The organism is Aeromonas sp. s5 (genome assembly GCF_040907865.1).
In the GTDB taxonomy this organism is placed as follows: Bacteria; Pseudomonadota; Gammaproteobacteria; order Enterobacterales; family Aeromonadaceae; genus Aeromonas; species Aeromonas dhakensis.
Window position 1 is genome coordinate 331,478 of sequence record NZ_JBFOCO010000005.1, and the last position, 25,925, is coordinate 357,402.

A 25,925-nucleotide genomic window follows, 5' to 3' on the forward strand; every position below is an offset into this window, starting at 1 on the left:
CATTGTTCTTGGCTAAACTCGTGCCCGGTTAGTTTGATTTCTGAGGATGCGTTGTACACTGGAAATACTTATTCCCGTACGTTTTGCAATTTCAGTTCTGGATAGTCCTTTGGCAACCAATGCCAGAACTTCATTACCTTTTGCCATTGCGGTAGGCTTACGGCCTTTATAAACACCTCGTCGCTTGGCTAACTCAATTCCTTCAGCTTGCCGCTCCAACATCAACTCTCGTTCGAATGTTGCGATAGCACCGATCATGGTTAGCATTAACTTGCCAGTAGGTGTTGAGGTATCTATCCCCAGATTCAATATCCGTAATGCAACTTGCTTATGTTGTAGAAATTCTGATATTTCCAATAGGTGACGAGTATTACGAGCCAGACGATCCAGCTTGGTAACCATCACCACGTCTCCCTCCTTCACATAATCCAAGAGGAGAGCAAGCTGTGGCCTATCATCACTGGCACCGCTAACCTTCTCCTGGAAAACTTTATTGCATTCAGCCAGTGCTCGAAGCTGGACTTCAAGGCTCTGACCTCCCGTACTAACACGTGCGTAACCTACCAGTGCCATGGTCTCCTCCCGGTCAATAGGGCAAGGTACACTGACCCCCATGGTCAAAAGTCTCGAAGAGACCTTAATGACCAGAAAATGGAGGGAAATAGATGAAATGAGTGCCGATTTCGTGAGTGTCACTAGGGCTTGATCTATTGAATCATACCAGTGGTTTAAATAATAAACCGGTTGTCTGATTGAGCTGCACTGGGGCGCAGAGCGTTCTATCACAACAGAATATAGGACTTCACCTTATCCCCGCCTTGGAATATCGGGTCTTGGTTGGTAGGGCCAGTACCTATAATTTTCGTCCGCCGTTGAGCAACCCAGCTGCCTCCAGTTCAAAGCCACCGGCTGCCTGCAACCACATATAGAAAAACGGCGTTAGGAGGGGGATAATTACCGAGGCTATACCTGGGTGGTTGGCCGATATAGGCCACGGAGTCAATGAAATGAGTCATGAAATATCTCCAATAAAAATGGGACTGATAGAGCAGTTCCTTGGTTAAGTTCATGGAGATAACATATATCTTAAATTTTTTATAATAGGAGGGGGGAGAAACACCAACTATTTAGGATCAAAAGCGCGTGAAAATTTAGAGCCAGCTATGAGCAAGGAACAGCAACTTAATACCTCCCCCCACACTCATAGAATGAAGAAATGGTCAATAGATGGCAGGGCTTTTTTTGGTCTTAAGACACTGCTATTTTCGCTACAAATAGCAAAAATAGCAATGTATCACGGGGACGGTAGGCCACTATAAGGTCAGTTTACGGTGACACCTAGGAAGCTGTCCCGAGCCTTAGAGCGCAGGTGGTCATACAAGCGTGCCATATTTTGTTGTTGAGATGCGAATTGGGAAATAGCCAAGACGTCATTAAGCCCCATCGAAGGTCCGCATAGATGCTCAATTAAAAACAAATTTTCTGACATGCAGTTAATGAAGGATGAATCTTTTAGGAAGGGAATAAGATCACCATGAAGGTCATCTTCTGTCAGCGTTGTACGGTTCATGAATATTTCTGTGTGTTGTTCTGGTGAAGCATTTGGCGATATATTGTTTAATTCAGCCGTCAACGTAGCGCTAACATGGTATAACCTGTCTAACATACCGTATATTGCTTGTGGTATGGGGTCGGCCCCATAACCTTTCTTGGAGGTACAGGTCAATTTTAATGTTAGCTGATTGTAGGCATAAATGGCACGCATGATTGAGATATTGTTCGGGGAAGATGTTAAGTTATTGTGCGACTCATTAGTGAGTGTGCTGTTTATGAGTTGACTTATCGCAATCGGGCTTTTTTGGCATGTGGTAATAAGGCCCTGCCCTGCTATGATGTAATGAGACAAGATAGTCAACTTACTGTTACTTAGCTTTCCTTTATTTAAGCGAAAATGCAATCCAACGTAAAGCATCGAAAAGGCATAGGCAAGAAAACTAAATTGTTCACATGCACCATATGGCGCATCGTCAGCTAATTTGTAAGCATCATCTAATTTCCCATCCTGAATGCAGTTAATAATGCTGATAAGATAGGCATAGGGAATGAAAACAGTCCGATAAGCGCCATCTTGCTTATCTATATCCGTGATAGGCTTAAAAATGGCTCGGTCATAGATATTCAAATGAGATTTATGCGGGTTGGAGACGAGGTCTTTTAGCTGATTTATTAATTGTTCATTTTCCTGTATAGTGTCTACCGACAACTCATGTCTGACCGGTGTATGAAGAAGATTAACCAGTGGCGCAAACTGGCGCTTTAAGTAATTGTCACCAAGCCTGTTTATTTTATTAATACCAAGGTCCCCCGTCAAATTTGGCAGGAAGAAAAGATTTTGTAGATGATATTGCAGGCAAAGCATTTGTTCATCCTTAGATAACAGCTTATGATAACAGTGAACAAGTGTTTCTAAATGAGCTGATTGGCTTTCCAGTCTAGACAAAAGTGACATCGCGAGATATGCCGTGTTTAGCTTTAGCAATTTCGTTAACTCTGCGCATTTCTTCTCATTGATAGGCAGCGCATTCGCTATGATTTTAGCTCTGTCATTTTCATATCTCTTCCTAAATTCAAACATGCCAAGAATGGTATCAGCAGTTTGCATTCTGCCAGGGCCGATATTCTTGATGTTTCTTGCAATTTTCTTGGCAATATCATTTTCATTTAAATCCAAATACTGAATGTATTGTCTTAAGTAAAGCTTTATCCTGACATGCAAATTATCGGCACTGAGTGTTTCATTATCAAAATTCGATTCAAGCATTTTGTGAATGTGATAAAAAAACGACTCAGCACGTTCAATTATGCTTTCTTTGTGAATGATAATGGCGATTATTGGTATTAATACATGTTTGACATAGCAATCCTTTACTTCTTCTTCGGATTTCAATGTGATGATTGGGATAGATGAAACTTCTAAATATAGATGTTCCAGTACACTATAACGAAAGGGCGTAAAACCGCTGGTTGTGCCACTCATTAGATCGATAAGCAAAGGCATGTAAGTGCCAAACATATCCTGGTGTGCCTTAAAGTCATTAGTGTTTTTAAAATGTCCCTTTCTGGTCTGCTTTATACCCTCTGGATTCGAATGCTCATTGATTAGTTTCAATGCGTAAAAAACATCATATATAAAGATCTTTAAAAAATGCGTCTGTACAAAAGGTTGCAATGGCTCTCTAATGAATAGCTTAGGGGCAGTTTTATAATGAGCTTGTAGACATGAATAAGGTGTAAGATTCTTTATAGCGCGTTGAGGTATACGATGATTATACCAATACGTAAAGCGATCTAACTGCATTTTAAAATTGTGCAACAACGTTACTGATGTAGCTTTATTTGTTAATAAGGAGCTATTTCGAAAGAGCTTATCACTATCTGTACACAGCTCATTACTGATTCGCATCAATTCAAGATGTGGTAGTGCTAACGCATTGCAGATTTCAGTCGGGGCACGGGTGAGATGGGCTTCCTTTGGCAAAGGATATTTATCAAACATACGAAGGTGTTGCTCGATAAGCAGCACCCGGATCTGAAACGGAAAATGCGCCTTCACGTTCTTCAAGAACGCTATCACGTTAACGGCTTTTGTGTGTTCTTGTATCTCGATATAAGCCCAGCGCGATGCGCAATCTTGTGCGACCAGCACGTAATGATGCGCAGTGTTCTCCGGCATATCGGGCAGACGCCTGATCCTTATCTCAACAATGCCAGGCTTGTTGAGCTGACGTCGTGGTTTGACCTTTGCTCGGATGTATTGAGATAACGGGTCCGTGATGTTGGTTTCCCCATCACGCGCTAAGCTGCGGTACAGAGCGGAGCGAGACGTTGTAGACAGGACGAAGGTTCTCGCGACACACAAGAGATCATCAAGCGTCAGACGAAGCATTTTGTGCACCGCAATCAGAAACCACTGCTGCTCTTCTGTAAGCGTATTGGGAAGACGATGTGGAGTGTGAGAGGCATCCTCCGTCGTTTTCCTGGCCTTCCAGCGTCTTACCGTTCTTTCGGATACACCCAACGTGTTCGCCAGCTCAGAGACCGTCAGTGGGGAGTTTTGTATTAACTTGCGCTGTTCGGTGGTTGTCGTGGCATTTGGATGTCGTGATGCCATGGTTGCGCTCTCCTTCAATTGTGCAAGTCGATACTGTAAAGCAAATGACTCTGGCCTGCGAACCAATCATCCGGAATAGATAGAGTAGAGGGATCCAAACTAACGATGAATATCTCCGCATGAACTTTATCAGTAAGCTATTGATTATTATTTGTTTTTTCCAATCAAGGCGAAGTTGTTTTTATTTTTTTAATTTCGTCAAGATAAATATTCAAGTTCCCTGCCATGCTGGGATGAATTGAGTGCAACTATCTAACTGCATGAAAAATAAAAATTAAATTTCAATCCTGATTGATGGGGCGTGGCCTGCATGTCATTTTTGACATCAAAACAGGGTATTAAACAGCGTTAGGCATGGTTAGCAATATTTTTTATATCGCTACAGATAATCGATCGATGCATGAAATGATTGGTTCACTGACAAGCAAAATAGATGTGGAGGTGAGCATGGAACATTCGAAGAAACTAAGTTTTATGAACGATGACGCTGTACAGGCTCAGTATCATCACACTCGGTATAATGCAGCGTTAACTAAGCCAGCGTCAAAAATGCCTTATCCTATTCAAATTATTCGCATGAAGGACTTAGTGGTGCTTCTTGGTCTTAGTCGCTCTACTATCTATAACAAAATAAATCCACGCAGCCGGTGGTATGACAAGCGATTCCCTATGCCACTGCGTTTGGGAGGTGCCTCAATAGGATGGCTGTTAGCAGATATTGAAGAGTGGCTTCACTCTTTGTCGTAATATGCTCAATATAAATCCATACTGAAATATATAAATGGCCATTAATAAATGGTAGTCAAGCTATGAGCTATCGTCATCCTAACTGATTCTGATATTACTCATGCAAAGTTACTGATGGTATAAATGAGGAGGTGATTAATGAAAAAAGTTAACATCGTGCCACCCGGCGAATTTCCCAGAGACATCTGGCCTGTATGTTTACAACGAGCCCTTAAATACGTAATGAATGTAAGTCAAGCTCCCGACAGCCTCATTATACCGTTGATGTTGAGTGTTATGGACTTGGCATGTCAAGATTTGATTGAAGTCCAAGTAAATGAGAGGTTAAAGTTTCAAGTAACACTGTATTTTATTGTTATCGCCGGTTCGGGTGAGCGCAAATCCTTTGTGTTCAATCTATTGATATCACCAGTTCATGATATTCAAGTAATGTTGAGTAAGGAGTATGAAGAGAAGTTTGAAAAATTCAATGCCGATATGAAAGTGTGGCGTTTAAAAGAGTCGGTAGCAGATAAAATGTTTAGGGATGCGATTAAGGAAGGGGGCAGTACTGAGCATGTGGAAGCGACGATCAGAAAGCTTCAGGATAGCAAGCCGACAGCACCACCATATATTAATTTGATACTGAATGATGTCACGACAGCAGCAATCAAGCAGCAGCTAGGCATGGGGAATATGTCATTTTCTATCATGAATGATGAAGCCGGTCGTCTTCTTACAATGGACTTTCTAAATGAGACGTCGGTACTGAACAGTTTGTGGTCAGGTGGGCGTATTGTTCAAGAGAAAGGTGTAGGTCCAGGAATTAACATTAATGGTGCTCGTCTTGGACTCACGCTAATGGTCCAGCCAAAGGCCTTTGAACGCTTTTTAACTAAAAATGGGGAAGCGGTACGTGATAGTGGTTTTCTTGCCAGGTGCTTAATTGCTACGTGTGAATCAACGCAGGGAAAGCGTCTGCAAACAAGTGAGTCTCAGCAGGGTGAGGAAGACTTGAAGTGGTTCCATGAACGTGTCGCTACCTTACTGAAGCAAGGAATAGAACGACGTAAAAACAGTCAGCCGCATACTACAATTAAGCTATCAAAGGAGGCGCTAGAGCATTGGAATAACATGTGCATGACGTTTGAAGAACATCTCGCTGCTGGGGAGCAACTGGAAGCATACCGTGACTATGCATCAAAGTTTCACGAACAGGCGGTTAGGTTGGCAGCAGTGATTGAGGTCTTTGTAAACGGTTGTGATACTGAAATCTCTCTTGATTCAATCAAAGCTGGGTATAAAATCGCCAATTGGTATTTTGACCATTTTATACAGTTAATGAGTTCGTGTGATAAAGCCGGAGTGAAGAGTGATGCGAAATTATTAGATGAGTGGTTTTATAAACATGTATATCAAAACAACTTCGTTTCAATCGAGAAAAACGACATATTGCAACGGGGCCCTAATCCGTTGAGAAATGCTAAGTCCCGTGATGGGGCGCTTAGGCAGCTGGAGTTCGATGGCAGGGTTAGGAGCTATAAAAAGGAAGGGAAGATGATGGTTGAGTACACACAAGCTAAAGAGCGAAAGGAATTTGAAAGTTCAAGAGTAGCTTCATTTTCAGGAGGGTTGTATTCAGAGTTTGAATTTGTCTCTTATCAGGAGTCAGAGGACAGAAAAACAAAAGACCCAATGCTTTGGAAATAACTAATTGGTAGGGTTTGTAAGTGTTAACTAAAATGACTTAATTTAAGGCTTGTTTTGTAGGTTATTCAGCTGGTCCTTATTTTACAAGACCTTATATAGCAAGGCTTGCGTTAATTGCATGGCATTATATATCAGCTTTAAATGTCCGGTATAGGTAATATATACATGCAGTATATACACATCTAACATATTCAGTATATACACCAACTAATACACTGCACACATGCTGTATAGATACCAAGTTTATACATACCTGGTACAGTACATGCCTGTTGATACAAGCATGTACTCATCAACAGTGTCAGGCAATGGGTGGCGTACACCCATTGAGAGTATATCAGTTATTAATGCGTGATGTATGGCGATGCCATTAGCATATCAATCGATAGTGCGTGTATGTCCTGAGAGCCATGAAACGCATATGCCCTCTAGAGTCGTAGCCTAACGATATCCCAGACTACTAGGGACTGGTGTTAACAGTACCTGACTTAGTGAGTAATATAAATCTAGCAACTACCCTGAGCCAAGAGCTCAGGGAGTACTAGCCATATTGGAGTAATGAACGTGTTGAATAACATTAAATTGAATTTATCAGAGCTATCTAAGTTGATGAAACTAAGCGAAGCCAATTATGGTTCCATTGATCGTCGCTGCTTAGTGCGTAGCCTGGATGTTATTTACGATATGCTTATTCGATATCCACGTGTCTATGCATTACGTATAGACCTGCGCTTTGCTATCGAAAGCCCACCTGACGATCTTGATACGCTGCTCTGTCTGCAACGTTCAGATCCAAGAGCGATTACCCGTTTTTTTGAGTCACTCAAAGAACAACTCCGAGCGGACCACATACGCAATAACCGGCGAGGTGAACCTGAGCTGCCAGCCTATATCTGGTGCCGGGAACGGGATACCTCTTCCCACAGTCATTACCACGTCGTACTGCTCTTTAACAAAGACGTATATGCCTTTTTAGGCAATTATCAGAGTTATGATGCTGACAACATGGGAGTCAGGCTCCAGAAGGCTTGGTGTAGTGCATTAGCGCTGCCTTACCCTGATTACGCACACTTAGTCGAGTTCCCTGAAAATTACAGCTGCTGGTTTACGAGGGATGATGCAATCTTAAGAAAATGCGACTATTTAGGATTTCTATTTCGCATTGCGTATCTGAGCAAACAGGAGGACAAGATAAGTGATGACTATCGAAACTTCGGTACTAGCCAAGTCCACTCGTTAGGGCGTTAACGAGCATGTTGAGTGCTGATGAAATGAAACTGCTATAAGAGGATTTATCGATCCCAGGTCATGGGACATCAGCAGACATTGTGTATGTCTAAATGGGAAATCCATTCAACAGTGTTATAGCTAAGATGCAATAACCGAACATCGCAGAATTTAAAGAAACACTGTCTAGGTTGTGTATTGCTTCGGAAAGGCTGCTAGCGTTCACCAGAGCCCCTATACACGCGTCAAAGGGCAAGTTGATACCTTGAAAGTAATCATTGTCATAATGCACTATGTGGGCATTACAAGCGCTTTAATAGGCATAGCCAATGGCTGTATAACGAGAGTAGCTATGTGAAGGTAGCTCTCTCTCAATTTTAATATCAAAGATATTGCTAAATCCTGTTTTATCGATGGTGATACAAATCACAGACAGCAGTTGCTTTAAATAGGAGAAATAATGTAATCTTTATTCTAGTTTTTTATCATTGCGAACGCTACGAGCCACCATCGTTCATCCGTTCATCCGTTCGTTCTGGTTAAACATGTACACTCCCTGTATTACGGCTATTTATAGCACCTGACAGGTATCCCCTTATCGAGAGAGATTTTAATCATGAGTGAATTTCTTAAAGTATTGTTAAATGTGCGCAGTCTGCGAGCAGCACTGCGTGAGCTGTCCCTAGAGCAAGTCAAAGAAGCTCATGAGAAAATCGAGCTGATTTATCTGGAGCGATTGGAGCTGGCAGAAAAAGAACAAGCTGCCAATGCTGAACGTCAGCAAAAGCTGGCTGAGTTCCAAGCGATGTTGGCTCAAGCAGGTATCGACCCGACTGAGTTGGTTGGCAGTGCCCCGGCAGCAGTGACTGCGGCTAAAGCTAAACGAGCACCTCGTCCCCCGAAATACCGTTACGTTGAAAATGGCGTAGAGAAAACCTGGACCGGTCAGGGCCGTACGCCCAAGTTCCTGGCTGAGCAGCTCGAGCAAGGCCGCCAATTGGATGAGTTCCTCATCTGAGCGAACGAGGCCATGCCATTTATCGGCATGGCCTTTCCTATTGAACAGGTGAGAGACTAAGACACTCGGCGGTATCTATGTGCCCGTGTCGGTATTGCTCAATATGACCCGCTCAAACCGCATGCTCTATCATGAGGTGTGCCAGACCGCTGATCGCCTGTTCCAGGTATTGACGCGGACAACCCAGATTTAGTCGGATAAAACCACTGCCCGCCTCCCCGAAGCCAATTCCCATAGAGGGCACTATGCTGGCGTGTTCGATCATATGGCACTTCAGCTCATCGTCGCTCAAACCCAATGCACTGCAATCAATCCAGGCCAGGTAGGTTGCGTCGGCGTCCATCAGCGTCAGCGTCGGGATGCGATGTGCCAGCTGAGCTGCGAACCAGCGGCGGTTGTCACTGAGATAGACGAGTAACTCATCTAGCCAGACCTCTCCTTCTCGGTATGCCGCCGTGGCTGCTTCCATGGAGAGGGCGTTAAATACGTCCAGGCCATGCGCATCAAGCCTTTGTTTGAAGCGTTGGCGTAAATTTGCGTCAGGCAAGATGAAGTTGGAGATCCGCAGTGAGGAGAGACCAAAGCTCTTGCTGGCTGATGTCGCCACGACCAGATGCGATAGCAGATGGTCAGGCAACGTGAGCACTGAACAGTGTTGATGACCATTTAGCTGCAAATCCGCCCATATCTCATCGGAGATGAGGGTAACCTTGTGCTGCTGGCAGAGGACTGCAAGGGCATGAAGTTCCGCTTGCTCCCAGGCTCTACCAGTTGGATTGTGTGGGTTGCAGAGGATCATGACGGCCGGCTGCTCTCGGATGAACAACTGCTCGAGATGGCGCAAATCCATCTCGTAGCGTGTTCCTTCACGACGTAGCGGGTTGTCGAGCAAGCGACGCTCATTCAAGCCGATGATTTTGGCAAAGGAGCCATAACAGGGACCTTGTATTACCACGCCGTCACCGGGGCGAGTGAGCATCTGCAGCAGCAGAGAGATACCTGGAATGACCCCTTCGATAGACTGGATCCACTCTCGTTTAATCGTGACCCGGTGGCGACGGGCAAACCACTGTTGTACCGCCTCAAAGTAGTCGTCACGACGCTCGCTGTAGCCGAATACGCCATGCTCAACCCGACGCTGCAGAGCGGCTTTCACTACGTCCGGGCAAGAGAAATCAACGTCAGACACCCACATGGGCAACAGGTCTGTACCGTCGAGCCCCAGATACTGGTTCATGCAATCCCATTTGATGGAGTTGGTGTTACGGCGATCGATGACGAGATCAAAGTGGGCGTTATGCATGATGGCGGCCTTCAACTGTGGGCTGGAGGACGGTTTCTGGCGAATCGGCCAGCCCGGTGTTACGGGCAATACCAATGCCAGTGAAGCCGTAGAAAAGTGCAAAGAAGAGTGCCGAATAGCACTGGATAGCCCAAGGTAGGTAATCCAACGTACTGACGCCGAGTGTGCCTGCCATGTAGACCCCCGCTGCCGTCCACGGGATCAATGGCTCAATGACGGTGCCTGCATCTTCGATAGTGCGAGACAGGTTTTTGGTATCCAACCCCATACGGCAGTAGGCATCCTGAAACAATTCACCGGGGATCAACAGGGCCAATTTGCCATCACTGGTCGCACCGGTGACCAGCAGTGTGGTCGCGATGGTGGAGGCGATGAGCTGCCCGGTAGAGTGGATCAGTTGCAGCAACCGGTTGATGATGAGATTGAGTGCGCCGGTCAAGGTCAGTACCCCGGCGAAGGAAAAGGCACAGAACACCAGCAGTATGGTGCTCATCATGGAAAACATGCCACCCCGGTTGAGCAAGCGGGGAATGTCGGCGATGAGGCTGCTGACATCGTGTCCTTGGGTCGTGAACATGGTCAGGTTGAAGCCATCAATGAGCGCATTGAAGCCAGCCTGTAATGGCAGATCTTGCATGACCATCCCCAATACAATGGCGATGGTACTGGCCAGCAGCATCAACGGGATGGTTGGTTTCTTGGCAACGGCTCCCCACAGTACGATAACCGGTGGAAGTAGCAGTAACGGGCTGAAGTGGTAGAGCCCCTCTAGGCTGGTCAGTATGGTGACGACCTTTTCGGGCGTTGCAACTTGTTCACCCATCGTGGACAGACCTGCCGCAAAGAAGACTCCGGCAGCCAGCAGGAAGCTGGGCAACGTCGTCCAGAGCAGATGCTGGATGTGGGCGTACAGGGTCGTATCCGCCACGATGGCGGCAAAGTTGGTGGAGTCGGAGAGCGGAGAGATCTTGTCACCAAAATAGGCACCGGAGACCACTGCGCCAGCTGAAGCAGCCAGAGAGATATCCAGGCCATGTGCCACGCCCATCAACGCCACACCAACGGTACCCGCTGAGCCCCAGGACGTGCCGGTGCAGACAGAGACCAAGCTGGTAATGAAGAAGGCGGCAATCAATATGTACTGCGGGCTGATGAGTTTTAGTCCCCAATAAACCATGTAGGGGATGGTTCCGCTGAACATCCAGCTACCTATTAGCCCCCCCACGCAGACCAAGATCAATATGACCGGCATCGCCTTGGCCAGCTTCTGGACGATGGAATGCATAATCTCATCCCAGCTGTAGCCCTGCCAAAGGGCCAACAGTGCGGTAAACACGGCGGACAGCAGCAACAGTGGCTCAATCCTGAGCCCTATCAGGGCGTACCCCACGACCAGTAGCGTCAACATCACCAGAATGGGCAGGGTGGCCATGCCCAGAGTGAGTGTTTTTATGTTGTTTTTCATTGTCATGAATCCATCGCTTGAAGATGCCTTATTGTGCCGGTCTCCATATCAAGAAATGTGAGCCAGGAGCACCTCTCATGTAACCGCTTACATGGCGTCATTAAACGTGACTTACATCTCAATGTTCCCGCTTGACCAAGGAATGGACCGAGCTACGCACCACCAGTGTGGGTGTGAACTCCTGGAGTTCTGGCCGCTGTTCAAGTTGTTGTAAGCGGGAGATTGCCAGTTCGGTTGCCCGACGCGCCATGGTTTCGATGGGGTAGTGGAGTGTTGTCAGCGGAGGATAGAGATAGCGAGCTAGCAGGATGTCGTCAAACCCGACGATGGAGAGCGCTTGAGGCAGCTCTCTTGCGCATTGACGCAGGTGGGCCATCATGCCTGCCGCCATCACATCATTGAAAGTCAGTACCGCAGTGACTTCTGGACTCTGTGCAAGCAGCTGTGCAGCGGCTTGCTCCCCCCCAAGTTCCGTGAAAGGTTGGCTGATAATCCAGTGCGGTTTGATTGGAAGGTGGTGATATTCCATCCCCTGCAGGTATCCCTCTAGTCGCAGCTGCCTATCGGCAATTGGCAGGTCACACGTGATGCAGGCGATATGCTGGTGACCATGGGCCACCAGGTGATCAACGGCAGCTCTAGCGCCTGACCGGTTATCAAGCCAGACACTGCGGTGAGCCAACTCGGGCAGATAACGATTGATGGGAATGAGCGCAGGCATGTGCGCGGCGTAGCGCAGCAATACATCATCAGGCAGGCGGGTGGTATGCGCGACAATGGCTTCACAACCCTGATTGATCAGAAAGTCGAGACCATGCTGCTCCTGTTCACTCTGGTGGGATCCGCTGCATACCATCAAACGGAAACCTTGTTGGCGGGTGACGGATTCCACGCCACGCGCAAGCCTGCCAAAGAAGGGATCCGCCAGATTGCCGGTCAACAAACCCAGCAGGTTGCCACTGCGTTTGGCCAGGGCCACAGCTGTCATGTCCCGTCGGTAGTTGAGGGTGCGCATGGCGTTTTCCACCCGCTCACGGGTGACGGGTTCAACATACGCAGTGCCATTGATCACCCTGGAAACGGTCGCGGTAGATACGCCTGCTAGCGTGGCAACCTGTTTAATCGTAGCCATGTCACGGTCTTTACTTCGTTGGATAGCAAGGGCCTTTCTTATAGCGGTATCTTCTGCTGCAATCTATCTCGTCCCCCTTTGCAGGGGCTGATCTGTGAGTCGTTTGGCAAGACTGGGCACTTTGGTGGCAGATATCGAGCAGCTAAGTAGCCCAGTGATATAGCAAAGGTAGTGGGCCCACGGACCGTGACCTTTCACCTCAATCGGGTAGTCGAGAAACTGGGGGCGAGCAGTAAAAGCCAGGCGATATCCTGGGCGCTCAGCAGGGGCTGGTGCGGCTCAATATCGATACGGCGTTAGTGGGAAATGTTGATAAGGGTGATCAATAGTTCTGGCTGACGCAATTAATTGCGCAATGAGCAGGGTTTAACGCTAACAATAGCATTCTTGCTGGCGTGATGCTCTGCCTAGTACAACATCTTGCTGCTGGTTGGGGCAGTGTCGTGGTGGGTGTTTGTAAGTTATTGATAATTAACGACTCAATAAAGTGGCATGGTCACTGCTTGAGGTTGGTTCAGTGCTATCTCATTTAACCAATCTATCAAGGAGCATACCCATGCCAACTCCATGTTATATCAGCATCGAAGGTAAAACTCAGGGCAACATCACCTCTGGTGCCTTCACCTCCGATTCCGTCGGCAACATCTTCGTGCAGGGCCACGAAGACGAGATGCTGGTACAAGAGTTCCAGCACGTCGTGACCGTGCCGACTGACCCGCAATCCGGTCAGCCTGCTGGTCAGCGTGTCCACAAGCCGTTCAAGTTCACCGTCGCGCTGAACAAAGCTGTGCCGTTGATGTACAACTCCCTGGCGTCCGGCGAAATGCTGCCGAAAGTGACCCTGAAGTGGTACCGCACCTCCGTAGAGGGCAAGCAGGAGCACTTCTTCTCTACCGTGCTGACCGATGCCACCATCGTTGACATCGACTGCCAGATGCCGCACTGCCAAGACCCAGCGAAATCTGATTTCACCCAGCTTATCCAGGTCTCCCTTGCTTACCGCAAGATTGACTGGGAGCACACCGTTGCCGGTACCTCTGGTTCTGACGACTGGCGCGCCCCTATCGAGGCGTAAGCCTCACTTTCTGATTTCGCTATTCCTTGTATTACGTTTCGTATCTTGTGGCCGGTGTGCTCCGGCCTTTATCCCGTGTTTCTCCGGTCAGTCTTTGGCTGCCGGAGCTTTTATGTTTTGCCATCCCCCTGTCTGGCTGCTGATGTAATGGGGATTACCGTGGTAGCGAGTGCGGGGGGATGGCAAAGCACACAAGAGGTTTTACGTTATGTGTCCCTCCATTGCATTGCTCGGTGACATTGGCACCGACCACGATGGCTTCCTGCCGACCCCGGTGATAGCCGCCAGCCCTGATGTATTCCTCGATGGCAAACCCGTGGCTCGTCAGGGTGACCCGCTCGCGCCGCACGACAAACCCAACAACCCGCCTCATCCACGCAGCATTGCTGGAGGTGTGGGCTCGGTATTGGTGAACGGCAAGTCCATCGCTGTCACCGGTACAGCGGTGGATTGTGGTGGCGTGGTCATTGGTTCGGGCAGTGGACAGGCAGGATAAGGAACAAGGTCATGGCACAGAGCACAGGATTACAATTCACCGTCAAGGTCGGCGCACTGGCTGACAGCACCTTTGCGGTCGCGAGCTTCAAGCTTGATGAGGGTTTGAACAGTCCGTTTAGCCTCAAGCTGGACGTCGCCAGTCATCAACCGGATATCGACTTTGGTGCCGTGCTGGACCAGCCCTGCGAGCTGCTGGTGTGGTACAACGGCGAGTTGCAGCGGCGGGTGTGCGGGGTGGTGAGCGAGTTTGCTCAAGGGGACAGCGGCTTTCGCCGCACCCGTTACAGTCTGGAGGTCAAACCGGCCCTGTGGCGACTGAGCCTTCGCCAAAACTCCCGCATCTTCCAGGCGCAAAAGCCTGATGAAATCCTCAGCATCCTGCTGCAAGAACACGGCATCACCGATTACGCCTTTGCGCTGAAAAACGAGCACGCCCAACGCGAGTATTGTGTCCAGTACCGGGAGACTGACCTCGCGTTCGTCAACCGGCTCGCTGCCGAAGAAGGTCTGTTCTACTTCCACGAATTCGAGCAAGGCAAGCATCGCATTGTCTTTGCCGACGATGCGGCGGCATTAACCGCTGGCCCCGAGCTGTTCTTCAACCTCGGCAACCGCTCGCTGGAACAAGGTGCTTATGTCCGTCAGTTCCACTACCGCGAATCAGTCCGTCCCGCAGAGGTCGAGCTCAAGGACTACAGCTTCAAAACCCCGGCTTACAGTCTCTCCCAGAAGAAGATGGGGGCTGAACTAGAGCATCAACGGGATACCTACCAGCACTTCGACTACCCGGGCCGCTTCAAGCAGGACCCGAGCGGTAAGGCATTCACCCAGCACCGCCTCGATGCACTGCGCAATGACGCCATGATGAGCTCGGGGCTATCCAACTGTGCTGCCCTGCTACCCGGTCAAACCTTCACGCTCTCCGAACACCGCAATGCAGCCCTCAACATCGTTTGGCAAATCGTCAGCATCACCCACACTGGTACCCAGCCGCAGGCGTTAGAAGAGGAAGGGGGCGATGGCCCTACCACTATCACCAATGCATTCTCGGTAGTGAAAGCCCAACAGACCTGGCGCCCGAGGCTCGAGAGCAAACCCATGGTGGATGGCCCTCAAATCGCCAGCGTAGTTGGCCCTGAAGGCGAGGAGATTTACTGCGACGAGCATGGCCGGGTGAAGCTTCAATTCCCGTGGGACCGCTACGGCTCAAGCAATGACCAGAGCTCCTGCTGGGTACGGGTATCCCAAGGATGGGCTGGCGGCCAGTATGGCATGATGGCCATTCCGCGCATCGGCCACGAGGTCATAGTTAGTTTCCTTGAAGGTGACCCCGACCAGCCCATCGTCACCGGTCGCACCTTCCACGCCACCAACCGACCGCCTTACGAGCTGCCAGCCAACAAGACCCGCACCGTGCTGCGCACTGAAACCCATCAGGGCGAGGGTTTCAACGAGCTGCGCTTTGAAGACCAGGCGGGACAGGAAGAGATTTACATCCACGGTCAGAAAGACCTGAACGTACTTATCGAAAATGATGCGGCCTGGCACATTAAGCATGACCCGCACACTGACATCGACAACGAGCGGGTCACTCGCATCAAGGCCAATGACCACCTGAGCGTGGAAGGCGAGAAGCGCGACTACATCAAAAGCGATTACTCCCTTACAGTGGACGCATCGCTCCACCAGATAATCGCGCAGGCGCTGCTGGTGGAAGCTGGACAAGAAGTGCATTTCAAAGCGGGCAACAAGATAGTGCTGGAAGCTGGGTCAGAGCTGACGCTCAAGGTCGGCGGCAGCTTTGTGAAAGTAGACCCCAGTGGCGTCACCCTGGTCGGCCCTACCATCAAAATGAACTCCGGTGGTAGTCCTGGTAATGGTTCTGGCTGGGGTGGTCAAGCCCCCTCATTGCCGAAAGCTGTCGCGACCGAGCCGTCTCCCGAGCACGTCACTTTCGCACCAATGACACCAACGCAGACAAGTGCAGAAGCCTTGTTAAAGACGCTTCCGCCTATGGAGAAACCTGTCTGCATCCCTTGCATGCTGCGGGCAATGAGGCAGGGTGATGCCGTCGTACAGGGGGAATAATAATGCTACATAACAAATTATGGTCTGATGATGCCTGCTACGTGTTGTTCGAAGGTGCAGAGCTGAACGGTGAATTACGAGAGACGTTGCTAGCCAACGAGGGCGGAGCCTTGCGTCCGCTCCTGATCCACCCGGATGTATTTGAACTGATTAATCTGGGCCCTTGGCTTTGGTACTGCCAACAAGCATCCGCCCCTTTGCTTGAGCAGATGATTGCCCAAGGGCTGGTACAGGGATTGATCCACAGTCAACGTTCACTGGATGAACTCCAGCAGCAGTTTGCCATGGGATGCATGGTTGTGGAGCCGAAAGAGCGTCATAGTCAACTACTGCGCTTTTATACCTCATCAGCCTTACCCGTGATGCTGGCACAAAGAGGCTTGCCTTGGTATGCCTCTCTCTTTGGCGGGCTGACTGATTGGTGGTGTTACCATTGCGATGGTCAATGGATTCATCATTCGATTAACGTAGAGCTTGCCGAGTTGCAAGTGATTACCCTCACTAACGAACTACAAGCCGCTTTGCTGGGCGATCCTGAGGCGCCAAGATTGCTCGCTATGTGGCAAGGTAGCGTGCGTTTCCAACAATTCCCCGCCTGTATCCGCACTGATATGGTCTTGAAAGCACTAAAGAAAGCGGATGATGCCGGAGCCCCTTCATCTGCTCGTTTGATATGGGGGCTTGCTTGGCTGGAGGGCGGTAACCCTGCATTGACAGCCTTAAAAAACACTTTCCAAGAGAGGATGTGAATGAGCCGTTCCTTTTCTATCCGGATGTTTAATGCTGCTTGGGATCTGCTACCCCGTTGGGGGCGCTGGTTGGCAGGTGTGCTGTTTGTTGTTTATCTGGTATGGGCCTTTGCCATTAAAGAGAGCTTTGGTGGTGCATTTCTTGTTCTCAACAATCTAATGGATCGCCCCATCAGCTATCACTATGTCAATGGCAATATGGGCGGGAATGCCTTTGCCTTCGATGGCTTGAATGCTGGGGGGAAAATTGCAGGTCCTTACGATATATCGGGTAAGACCGTGACTATTGAATGGGAACTGGATATGACCCAAGCCCAAGCGGATGCGGGTTATCGTTTTGAGAAGCATAAGGTGACGCTGCCAATGCCTAAGCGCAAACAAGGTGACGAATATTTCTACACATTGATCATGCCAAATAATGAAGTCAAGGTACGTTGGTCACCCAAACCAGGAGCATTTGATGATGTGATCGCTACCTATCAGACGAGGAAATATTGATGCTCGATATGGATGACATTCAATGCCGTGAGGCCCGAGAAAAGAGCCTTCATCAAGCCGGTATCGGCACCTGTTCCTTGGCATGGCAGGTCGGATTTTTCTTTGATGGTATGCATCGTAATATCAATCAGGACAGCGCTGCGCACCGCCTTTCTAATGTCTCTCGTCTACTTCGGGCATATCCGGATAGAGAGATAATGGATATGGACTCCTCCTACCTTTATTCGGCAATTTATATCCCTGGGCTAGGGACCCCCCATGAAGATCAAGTGGCCGACCGGCTTTACAGCGTGATGGATAGCCAGTGGAACGCGCTGCCCGATAATTCCCTAGACAGCACCAGCAGTAAAGCCAAAGAGGCTGCGGTCGATGCGCTCTATGATGCCAACAAGAAGGATTGGTTTGATACCCTGTCACACAACCTGAGTGACCTTTTTAGCATCAAGACAGCTAAGGCTGTTATCACTGATACCGCAAAAGGCATTGCCAAGCAGGTGACATTGGAGGCTCTGCCCTCCCTGCGTGACCATCCAGTGGTGATGGAGCAGTTTATGACCGGCGTGGATGCTCGGATAGATGGCGCCAAGAACGTTTTTAAAAAGCAATTTTCCTCTGTTAAATCCAAGAACCAACTGCCCATCAAACTGATTCAGATCTCGGTGTTTGGGGCTGATCTGGGCGGTATTCTGGCTCGGCGCTTTATCGAAGAGCTGCTGGAAGAGGTCTGCAGCAAAGAGGGCGATGCGTACTCCTATGAGGGAGTTAAAATTGAGGTTACCTTTGCCGGATTGTTTGATTGCAGTCGCCGCAGCTCCTTTGATTCTGGCGATACCATGGCGGATGCGTTCAGCTTAGCTGGCTTGTTAGCTCGCCCGATTGCCGGGCCACTCGAGTGGATTGGCGGGCCCAAGGTCATTGATTTTAGCAAGCAGCTTCATCCGGCGGTCAAAAAGGCACTCCATCTGGTGGCAGCCCACGAACGGCGTGTCTACCGGCCCCTTGTGCCGCTCGGGCCGTTGAAATCCACTTGGCGGGAGGAGTTGCTGCCGGGGGTAAGTGAAGATATTACCGGTGGTTTGCTGCCCAATGAACAGCGCTCAAGTGCCGAGCTTTGTCGGGTTGCCCTGCATCAGATGTATAACGTCGCCCGTAGCGGGGAAGTTCCCTTTCCTAACTTTAAAAAGTTGCAGGAGATATCGGCTAGAGTCGCGTCATATTTTGTAATGAATGACAATCTTGCAGGAAAATCGGTGCGTTTTTATAGCCGGAAATATATGCAAAAGGTGGGAGGTAACAGGCCATCACGCCAAACGTTCGAACGTCACCAGCACATCTACGTCTGGTGGCTTGGCAGACAATATGCCGAGTATAAAGCAAGGCTGGAAAATGCCAACTCGGAAGACCGTTCATGGCTGAAAGAGCGCTGGGGATGGCTTGAGTTCGTGCGTGACGAAGCGAAATATGTCGAACGAGCGGTGATCAATCCCAATGGTTATATCGCATACGCACAAGGCAGCAATGCACTCAAAATGGCAAAGACATTTCTTTATCCGTCTCAACAAGCCTTCCCTGAAGAGGTGGGCATCTTTTTTGCCTACTTTATGCATGACTTTGTCAGCTCGACAGCTTTTACCGCTTCCCCCACTGAGCAGGTAAAAATTAAAGACCAGTCTGAAACCATGATTAGTTCCCATCACTTCTTTCTACCCAGAGGGATCGAAGCGATTGAAGCAAGCGAAAAGGATCAAGTGACATGAAGCAGTACCAAAACTGGCTAGCCCAGTATCTGATCTGTCGTCGTGATAACGACCATGCCATGGCCGCAGAATTGGCAGAGAGTATTTGTGTTTTCTGGAAGAGCAGAGACGATAAAGCCGAGCATTCCAAGTGGCAGAAGGTCTATCAGGATCACCGACAGAAAACCACCTGACAGGCAAGGCTAAAGGCCAGGGAAGGCGCCGCATCAGCTTTGTGCCCATCAGGTGGCTGCGTAGCATAATGGATCAGCCAGAAAGACAGCAGTGCCTCACCCGTCACTTTTTCACTCTGCGAAGAATTTTCCCATGAAATACCGTGCTTTATGGCTGGTGCTGGCGACCAGCATGCTTGCAGCCTGTACTTCCACTACGTCATTCACTGACGCCGAGCTATCCCAAGCCGCAAAGCAGGGGGATGGCCGAGCTCAATATGAGCTGGCCAAACGTTTGGCCAGCCGACCTGATTACCCCAACGCCATGCACTGGATGCAGCAGGCCGCAGAGCAGTCGGGCCCCTTGGCCGCCGATCAGCAGATCCGTGCTAACGCAGCATGGCAAATCGGTGACTGGTACCAGACTGGGCTCGGTGAGCCAAAAAATCCGGCGCTCGCTACACAGTGGTGGCAGCGTTCGGCTCATCTTGGTAACACCAATGCCAGCTATCGGTTGGGACTGATGTGCCAGGAGCAGCATCAGGGTCACCTAGTGAGTGAATGCCTCGATTGGTTCGAGCAGGCTGCCAAGCGGGAGAATGCCGAGTCACAGTTAGTCCTGGCCCGGTGGTACAGCAAACAACCGGGGGCTGATGCGGACGCCATCAAGTGGCTTGAGCGTGCTGCAGGACTGGGTAACCGTGATGCCCAGTACTTGCTGGGAGAGCGCTACCAGCAAGGTCAAGGGGTTGTCAAACGACCAGACCTTGCCCAACGCTGGAATGACAAGGCTGCTGCCCAGCAGCAACCGAATGCTTTATTGCTGCAAGCCAAACAAGCGTCTCCTACCGGCGCTTTCACAGCTTATCAACGAGCAGCTAGTGCAGGCTCTGCTGAGGCCGAACTCTGGCTAGGTATGGCTTATCTGGCAGGGAAACAGGTTCCCACAGACCCAGCCTTGGGGCGTTACTGGTTGGAACTGGCAGCCGGACACGGCTCCCATGAGGCTGAGTACCAACTGAGCTTGCAGCAGGTAGACCAGGATCAGCAGATCCACTGGTTAACTCAGGCTGCCGAGGGTGGTGTAACTCAAGCGTGGTTTGAGCTGGCGGAGCTACTGCATAAGCAAGGGGCTCTTGAGCAGGCCAGAGCCAGTTATGCCAAGGCCGCTCAACAAGGACACATTGCCGCGCAGTATACCTACGGTGAAATGCTGCGTCTGGGGCAAGGTGGCAAAGAGGATTATGCACTGGCTCTCAAGCAGTATCGCCTAGCGGCCCAGCAAGGTGACCACATGGCCGAATACCGGATGGGGACACTACGTGAGGAAGGCTTGGGGGCTCTTCGTAACCGAGTGCATGCCTATGCCTGGTTGTCTCTAGCTGCAATCGAAGGGATGTCTGAAGTAGTACGGGCTCGTGACGAGTTGGAGGCTGTAATGACCAAGCCAGAATTAAAGCAGGCTCAAAAACTGTCGGAGCACTGGTTTGGCAAGATGCCCTTAACCGTCAGGAAAAGCTAAAAAAAGAACATAGAAGGAAGCGGCCCATCAGGGCCGCTTCCTTCTTATTTGGTCGGTAGATCTCCAGCCATGAACTCAGCCCAAGCATCCATCATTGGGCGACGCTGGTCCAGCAAGTCAGTGCGGTGGTAAGCGGCTTCTACCTTGTTCTGCACCGTGTGAGCTAACGCTCGTTCAGCGAGATCCCGCGCATAGCCCTGCTCACTGCACCAGTCTCGAAAGCTGGAACGAAAGCCGTGTGCGGTTGCGACACGCCCTGGAGTCGTACTTTGGGCATCCAGGCGCCGGAGTAGACTGGTCATCGCCATATCGGTGAGTGGTATCTGTTTCCGTGGAGAAGGGAACACCCATTCACTATGTAATCCTTCTACTTTTTTCAGAACGGTGATGGCTTGAAGAGATAATGGAACGCGATGTGTGACTTGCGTCTTCATCCTGTCAGCAGGAATGGTCCAGATGGCTGTATTCAGGTCGAGTTCTTCCCAGCGCATATTCCTCGCTTCTCCAGAGCGGCAGGCAGTGAGTATCACAAATGAGAGCAGGGCTCGGCTAACATCAAATCTCGCTGAGTTGGCCAAATGCTCCTGGTAGAACTCTGGGAGCAGACGCCAATCCATAGCAGGCTGATGTTGGGTTCGAATGGTTTTACTGGGTTGTTGCGGCAGGAGCTTATCTACCACATCGACCGGGTTGGCAGGGCAGAACCCATTAGCCCAAGCCCACGCCATGACAGCATGCAGCCGCTGCTTCACTCTGGTTGCTGTTTCCGGGATCGTTAACCAGATAGGCTGTAGTACGCGGGCGATCTGGGCAGGGGTAATGGAATCAATAGGCTGTTGTCCGATAACTGGGAAGGCGTATTGCTCAAGGGTGGAGATCCACTGCTTCCCGTGTTTGGGATTGCGCCAGCCTGGGAGTAGCTGTTGGTGCACTTGGCGAGCCGCAATCTCGACAGTGGGTATCGTTGGCTTAGTTGCTTCTTCTTTCTTCATCTCCAAGGGGTCCAGCCCTTTGGATAGTTGCTCACGCAGCAGACGAGCCTGGTTACCTGCATCTGCAACTGAGACTTCCGGGTAGGAACCTAGTCCAGCATTACGGCGCTTGCCGGTGATGGGACTGACATATCGCAACACCCATTTTCCCTTTCCTTTTATCGTTGATGGATGAAGTGCCAGGCCAGTGACCCCACCATGGGGGAGAGGTTTTTCTTCAGGCTTCAGGTTGCGGGCCTTGGTGTCGGTGAGTGTTGCCATGTGGTCATCTCTTGTAGATGTGAGTATGCCATCCAGTATGCCATTTCATGTAAGTTTTAGTGATGCAGAATTAAAAGGCATTGGACGGTATTTAGTGGTAAGTTATTGATATTTAATTGCTTGATGGATGTTTTTGAATGGGGTTAGATGGTTTTATGGCGGGCTGTCTCTCCGCCATCTTCAAGGCCCAACCTGTCTGACAGGTTGGGCTTTTTCATTTTGTGATTTTTTATAGTACGCCATTAGAAGGTGCTCCCGAACCTCGCCCCTGATTCATAGACTGTTGCCTCCCTGCACCTCTGTCCGCCTCCACTGCGTCCATGTTGGCAATGGAGGAAACCGTCAGACCGATGCTGAGACAGAGTCCCGGCAGGGCCAGCGTTGCTGGCATCCTGACATTGGGATGGTGAAAGTCCACCTGGGTCAGATAGCAGAGTGCGGCCGCAGAGATTGCCAGCGATGAGCTGGCGACTGTGCGCAGGCTACAGAGGTTGAAGAGGTAACCCGCGCTCGGGCTGCCCACGGCGGCTGCGGCCATGATGGGGATGATGAACATGCCGGCTTGTAGTGGCGTGTTGCCCAGCACATATTGCAGCGCCTGCGCCAGGGTCAGCTCGACCCTCGCCAGGGCGCCGAGGATAAGCAGCAGCGCCTGGCCCAATCCCCAGCTACCCGACGTCGTCCGTTCGATTGGCGGCAATAGGATGAATACCAGCGGCGCGACCAACAGCATGACCGGGACATAGATCAAAAAGGTCGATCCCCGTCAGTAGTGAGCCAGCCGCACTCCGCCGATCAACGGCCCGAGAAGCGCCCCGCAGCCCTAACCATTGCCCACTGGCCCAACGCAATGGCACGCTCATTTTCCTCTTCGAAGGTGCGGCGAATGGTGCCAAACACACACGGCATGATCATCGCGCCCACTAGGGCCAGCAGCCCCTGTACATTGGTGAGCATGGCTGGCGTCCGCGCAAAGGCGGTCAGCAGGAAGACAATCCCGAAGATGGCAAGCCCGGTTGGTGAGCAACACACGCCGGTTGCCGATACGATCCGCCAGAGTGCCCATGGCCACCAGCAGTCCCGGCATCAGCAGCGGATAGATATCGATGATCCACAGTACCTCGGTAGCGGATGCACCGAGGACCTGGGTCAGCGAAGGTACGGCAATGTGCAATATGGTCATGTCGATGACTACCGGCAAGAAGGCCAGGAGGACCAGCCAGCGGCGTTGAGTGTCAGAAAACATGGCGTGGCTCCTCCGTAATGGTGGGTGAATGAGGGCTGGCAACGCAGACCTCAACCAGGGCTGTCTGGCGGCCCTCGTTCAGGCCGTACAACAGGCTCAGGGGGCAGAGCCCGGCCATTACTGCTCTCCCCATTGCTGAGCACGCCGGGCCCGCCAGACTTGCAGGCGCTCCTGCGCCCCGATGATGAAGACAAAGAAGACCGGCACAAAGAAGATGGCCAGCAGGGTGCCGCTGATCATGCCGCCGAACACGCCGGTGCCGATGGCATGCTGGGTCTCCGCGCTGGCGCCGCTGGCGACCATCAGCGGCACCACGCCAAGGGTGAAGGCGAGCGATGTCATCAGGATGGGGCGCAGACGCAGGCGTGCGGCGGTCACCGCGGCATCAAGCAGCGTGCGACCCTCGGTGTGCAACTGGCGCGCAAACTCCACGATCAGGATGGCGTTCTTGGCCGACAGCCCGATGATGGTGATCATGCCCACCTTGAAGAAGACGTCGTTGGGTATGCCGCGCAGCATCACCGCCGCCACGGCACCGAGCAGGCCCAGGGGGACCACCAGCATCACGGAGAGCGGGATGGACCAGCTCTCGTAGAGCGCGGCCAGCACTAGGAAGACCACCAGCGCCGACAGCAGCATCAGCATGGGGGCCTGGGCTGCCGACTGGCGCTCCTGCAGCGACTGCCCCGTCCAGGCCAGGGCGAAGCCTGGCGGCAATTGTGCCACCAGGCGCTCCATTTCCGCCATCGCGGCGCCACTGGAAACCCCGGGGGCGGCACTCCCGGAGAGGCGCACGGCAGGGAAGCCCTCAAAGCGCATCATCTGCTGCGGCGACTGGCGCCAGGTCGGCGTCACCACCTCCCGCAGGGGCACCATGCCGCCGCTGGCATTGCGCACCCGCAGGCCGAGCACGTCATCAAGCTGCATGCGCGCCTTGGCGTCGGCTTGCAGGATGACCTGCTGCATGTGCCCGCCGTTGGGGAAGTCGTTGATGTAGAGCGACCCCATCGCCGCCGACAGGGTGCTGCTCACGCTGGTGAACGAGAGTCCCATGGCCTCGGCCTTCTGCCGGTTGATCTCGAGGTGAATGCTCTCGCCGGGGGGCAGGCTGTCCGGATAGACATCGCTCACCATCTCGCTTTGGGCGGCCAGTGCCAGCAGTTGCGCCTGGGCGGCCAGCAGCGCGGCTTCCCCCTGGTTGGCCCTGTCTTGCAGGAAGAGCGTGAAACCCGAAGAGGTGCCCAGTTCGTCGATGGCGGGCGGCAGCAGGCTCATCACTGTGCCTTCCTTGCTGTTAGCCATGGCGGCCTGTGCCAGCTCTGCCTCTTCGGCAGCCGTGGCACCATGACGCTGGTCCCAGTCTTTGAGCATGGTGAAGGCCATGGCCGCATTGGGGCCGGCGCCGGAGAAGCTGAAGCCCTGTACCACCAGGTTGGTGTCCAGCGCCTCGCGAGAGGCCACATGGGCCTCGAACTCCTTGATGACCGCCAGGGTGCGCTCGCTGGTGGCACCGGTCGGCAACTGGATGGAGGTCATGAAGTAGCCCTGATCCTCGTCCGGCAGGAAAGAGGAGGGCAGCTGGGCGGCGGCGATGGCCAGCACGGCGCAGAGGGCGATGAAGGCCGCCATCATGCGTCCGCTGCGCCCGACCAGCCGGGTCACCCGCGCGCCGTAGCTCGCGGTGAGGCGCTCTACGCCCCGGTTGAAGGCACCGAAGAAGCCGCGCTTCTCATGATGACTCGGGCTGACCGGGCGCAGCAAGGTGGCGCAGAGTGCGGGCGTCAGGGTCAGGGCGAGGAAGGCCGAAATGAGGATCGACACCGCCATCGACAGGGTGAACTGCTGGTAGATGACCCCCACGGAGCCGCTGCCGAACGCCATGGGGATGAACACCGCCGTGAGCACCAGGGTGATGCCGATCACCGCCCCGGTGATCTCCTTCATGGCCCGCGATGTCGCCTCACGGGGCGAGAGCCCCTGGGTGGCCATCAGGCGCTCGACGTTCTCCACCACCACGATGGCGTCGTCGACTATGATGCCGATGGCCAGCACCATGCCGAACATGGTCAGGGAGTTGATGGAAAAGCCGGCGAGCAGCATCACCGCGAAGGTGCCGAGCAGGGCGATGGGGGCGACGATGGCCGGGATCAGGGTGTAGCGCAGGTTCTGCAGGAAGAGGAACATCACCAGGAACACCAGCACCATGGCTTCCAGCAGGGTGTGGATCACCTTGTCGATGGAGACCTTGACGAAGGGGGCCGAGTCGAACGGGATCGAGTAGGCCATGCCCACCGGCAGGGTGGGGGCGAGCTGGGCGAGACGGGTGCGCACCGCA

22 protein-coding genes are annotated in these 25,925 nt (G+C 51.6%); 13 read left to right on the top strand and 9 right to left on the bottom strand.

Annotated features, from left to right (window positions below):
- Positions 1 to 12: 12 nt before the first annotated feature.
- Both AB5Y94_RS02710 and AB5Y94_RS02715 read right to left on the bottom strand, forming a co-directional pair.
- A complete protein-coding gene (locus AB5Y94_RS02710; protein WP_368204728.1) occupies positions 13 to 573 on the bottom strand; it encodes a recombinase family protein in 561 nt (186 codons plus the stop codon).
- A gap of 748 nt (positions 574 to 1,321) precedes the next feature.
- Complete coding sequence (locus AB5Y94_RS02715) at positions 1,322 to 4,171, bottom strand: hypothetical protein (RefSeq protein WP_368204730.1); 2,850 nt, start codon at positions 4,169 to 4,171, stop codon at positions 1,322 to 1,324.
- Positions 4,172 to 4,525: 354 nt separating this feature from the next.
- Between AB5Y94_RS02715 and AB5Y94_RS02720 the strand changes: the two genes are divergently transcribed.
- The 4 genes from AB5Y94_RS02720 to AB5Y94_RS02735 all read left to right on the top strand — a co-directional run bounded on the left by AB5Y94_RS02720 (position 4,526) and on the right by AB5Y94_RS02735 (position 8,852).
- The gene (locus tag AB5Y94_RS02720; protein ID WP_368204732.1) at positions 4,526 to 4,918 is read left to right on the top strand and encodes a helix-turn-helix transcriptional regulator; all 393 of its coding nucleotides are present in this window, start codon (positions 4,526 to 4,528) and stop codon (positions 4,916 to 4,918) included.
- Between the two features lie 138 nt (positions 4,919 to 5,056).
- The gene (locus AB5Y94_RS02725) at positions 5,057 to 6,607 is read left to right on the top strand and encodes a YfjI family protein (protein WP_368204734.1); all 1,551 of its coding nucleotides are present in this window, start codon (positions 5,057 to 5,059) and stop codon (positions 6,605 to 6,607) included.
- A gap of 609 nt (positions 6,608 to 7,216) precedes the next feature.
- Entirely contained in the window at positions 7,217 to 7,855 is a 639-nt protein-coding gene (locus AB5Y94_RS02730) for an inovirus Gp2 family protein (RefSeq protein WP_368204736.1), read from the top strand.
- 595 nt (positions 7,856 to 8,450) lie between these two features.
- Positions 8,451 to 8,852 (top strand): H-NS family nucleoid-associated regulatory protein, encoded by a 402-nt coding sequence (locus tag AB5Y94_RS02735; RefSeq protein WP_368204737.1) that lies wholly within the window; start codon positions 8,451 to 8,453, stop codon positions 8,850 to 8,852.
- A 112-nt stretch (positions 8,853 to 8,964) separates the two neighbouring features.
- On the opposite strand, the gene AB5Y94_RS02740 is transcribed toward AB5Y94_RS02735, so the two are convergent.
- The 3 genes from AB5Y94_RS02740 to AB5Y94_RS02750 form a co-directional block, all read right to left on the bottom strand.
- Positions 8,965 to 10,155 carry a MalY/PatB family protein gene (locus AB5Y94_RS02740; protein WP_368204739.1) on the bottom strand — a complete coding sequence of 397 codons (1,191 nt, stop codon included), beginning with the start codon at positions 10,153 to 10,155 and terminating at the stop codon, positions 8,965 to 8,967.
- Positions 10,148 to 11,620 (bottom strand): Na+/H+ antiporter NhaC, encoded by a 1,473-nt coding sequence (nhaC, locus tag AB5Y94_RS02745; protein WP_368204741.1) that lies wholly within the window; start codon positions 11,618 to 11,620, stop codon positions 10,148 to 10,150. The genes AB5Y94_RS02740 and nhaC overlap by 8 nt, the downstream gene beginning before the upstream one ends.
- 118 nt (positions 11,621 to 11,738) lie before the next feature.
- Complete coding sequence (locus AB5Y94_RS02750) at positions 11,739 to 12,752, bottom strand: substrate-binding domain-containing protein (RefSeq protein WP_368204743.1); 1,014 nt, start codon at positions 12,750 to 12,752, stop codon at positions 11,739 to 11,741.
- A gap of 186 nt (positions 12,753 to 12,938) precedes the next feature.
- On the opposite strand from AB5Y94_RS02750, the gene AB5Y94_RS02755 reads away from it, so the two are divergent.
- From AB5Y94_RS02755 to AB5Y94_RS02795, 9 genes are all read left to right on the top strand, one after another.
- A complete protein-coding gene (locus AB5Y94_RS02755; protein ID WP_368204744.1) occupies positions 12,939 to 13,052 on the top strand; it encodes a hypothetical protein in 114 nt (37 codons plus the stop codon).
- 256 nt (positions 13,053 to 13,308) lie between these two features.
- On the top strand, positions 13,309 to 13,827 hold the full coding sequence (hcp1, locus tag AB5Y94_RS02760) for a type VI secretion system effector Hcp1 (protein WP_368204746.1): 519 nt from the start codon (positions 13,309 to 13,311) through the stop codon (positions 13,825 to 13,827).
- Positions 13,828 to 14,035: 208 nt separating this feature from the next.
- Positions 14,036 to 14,323, top strand: a complete 288-nt coding sequence (locus tag AB5Y94_RS02765) for a type VI secretion system PAAR protein (RefSeq protein WP_368204747.1) — start codon at positions 14,036 to 14,038, stop codon at positions 14,321 to 14,323.
- An 11-nt stretch (positions 14,324 to 14,334) separates the two neighbouring features.
- On the top strand, positions 14,335 to 16,413 hold the full coding sequence (locus tag AB5Y94_RS02770; protein ID WP_368204748.1) for a type VI secretion system tip protein VgrG: 2,079 nt from the start codon (positions 14,335 to 14,337) through the stop codon (positions 16,411 to 16,413).
- A 2-nt stretch (positions 16,414 to 16,415) separates the two neighbouring features.
- The gene (locus AB5Y94_RS02775) at positions 16,416 to 17,162 is read left to right on the top strand and encodes a DUF4123 domain-containing protein (protein WP_368204750.1); all 747 of its coding nucleotides are present in this window, start codon (positions 16,416 to 16,418) and stop codon (positions 17,160 to 17,162) included.
- A complete protein-coding gene (locus AB5Y94_RS02780; protein WP_241281005.1) occupies positions 17,163 to 17,660 on the top strand; it encodes a DUF3304 domain-containing protein in 498 nt (165 codons plus the stop codon).
- Positions 17,660 to 19,417 (top strand): hypothetical protein, encoded by a 1,758-nt coding sequence (locus tag AB5Y94_RS02785; protein WP_368204753.1) that lies wholly within the window; start codon positions 17,660 to 17,662, stop codon positions 19,415 to 19,417. The genes AB5Y94_RS02780 and AB5Y94_RS02785 overlap by 1 nt, the downstream gene beginning before the upstream one ends.
- A complete protein-coding gene (locus AB5Y94_RS02790; protein ID WP_241281002.1) occupies positions 19,414 to 19,590 on the top strand; it encodes a hypothetical protein in 177 nt (58 codons plus the stop codon). The genes AB5Y94_RS02785 and AB5Y94_RS02790 overlap by 4 nt, the downstream gene beginning before the upstream one ends.
- Positions 19,591 to 19,723: 133 nt before the next feature.
- Entirely contained in the window at positions 19,724 to 21,091 is a 1,368-nt protein-coding gene (locus AB5Y94_RS02795) for a hypothetical protein (protein WP_368204755.1), read from the top strand.
- Positions 21,092 to 21,135: 44 nt separating this feature from the next.
- On the opposite strand, the gene AB5Y94_RS02800 is transcribed toward AB5Y94_RS02795, so the two are convergent.
- From AB5Y94_RS02800 to AB5Y94_RS02815, 4 genes are all read right to left on the bottom strand, one after another.
- Complete coding sequence (locus AB5Y94_RS02800; protein WP_368204757.1) at positions 21,136 to 22,344, bottom strand: tyrosine-type recombinase/integrase; 1,209 nt, start codon at positions 22,342 to 22,344, stop codon at positions 21,136 to 21,138.
- A 229-nt stretch (positions 22,345 to 22,573) separates the two neighbouring features.
- Positions 22,574 to 23,077 carry a hypothetical protein gene (locus AB5Y94_RS02805; RefSeq protein WP_368204758.1) on the bottom strand — a complete coding sequence of 168 codons (504 nt, stop codon included), beginning with the start codon at positions 23,075 to 23,077 and terminating at the stop codon, positions 22,574 to 22,576.
- Between the two features lie 126 nt (positions 23,078 to 23,203).
- Positions 23,204 to 23,590, bottom strand: coding sequence for a hypothetical protein (locus tag AB5Y94_RS02810; RefSeq protein ID WP_192897212.1), 387 nt, complete (start codon positions 23,588 to 23,590; stop codon positions 23,204 to 23,206).
- A gap of 117 nt (positions 23,591 to 23,707) precedes the next feature.
- Positions 23,708 to 25,925: efflux RND transporter permease subunit (locus AB5Y94_RS02815; protein ID WP_368204760.1), on the bottom strand; the 2,218-nt coding region annotated here is incomplete at its 5' end.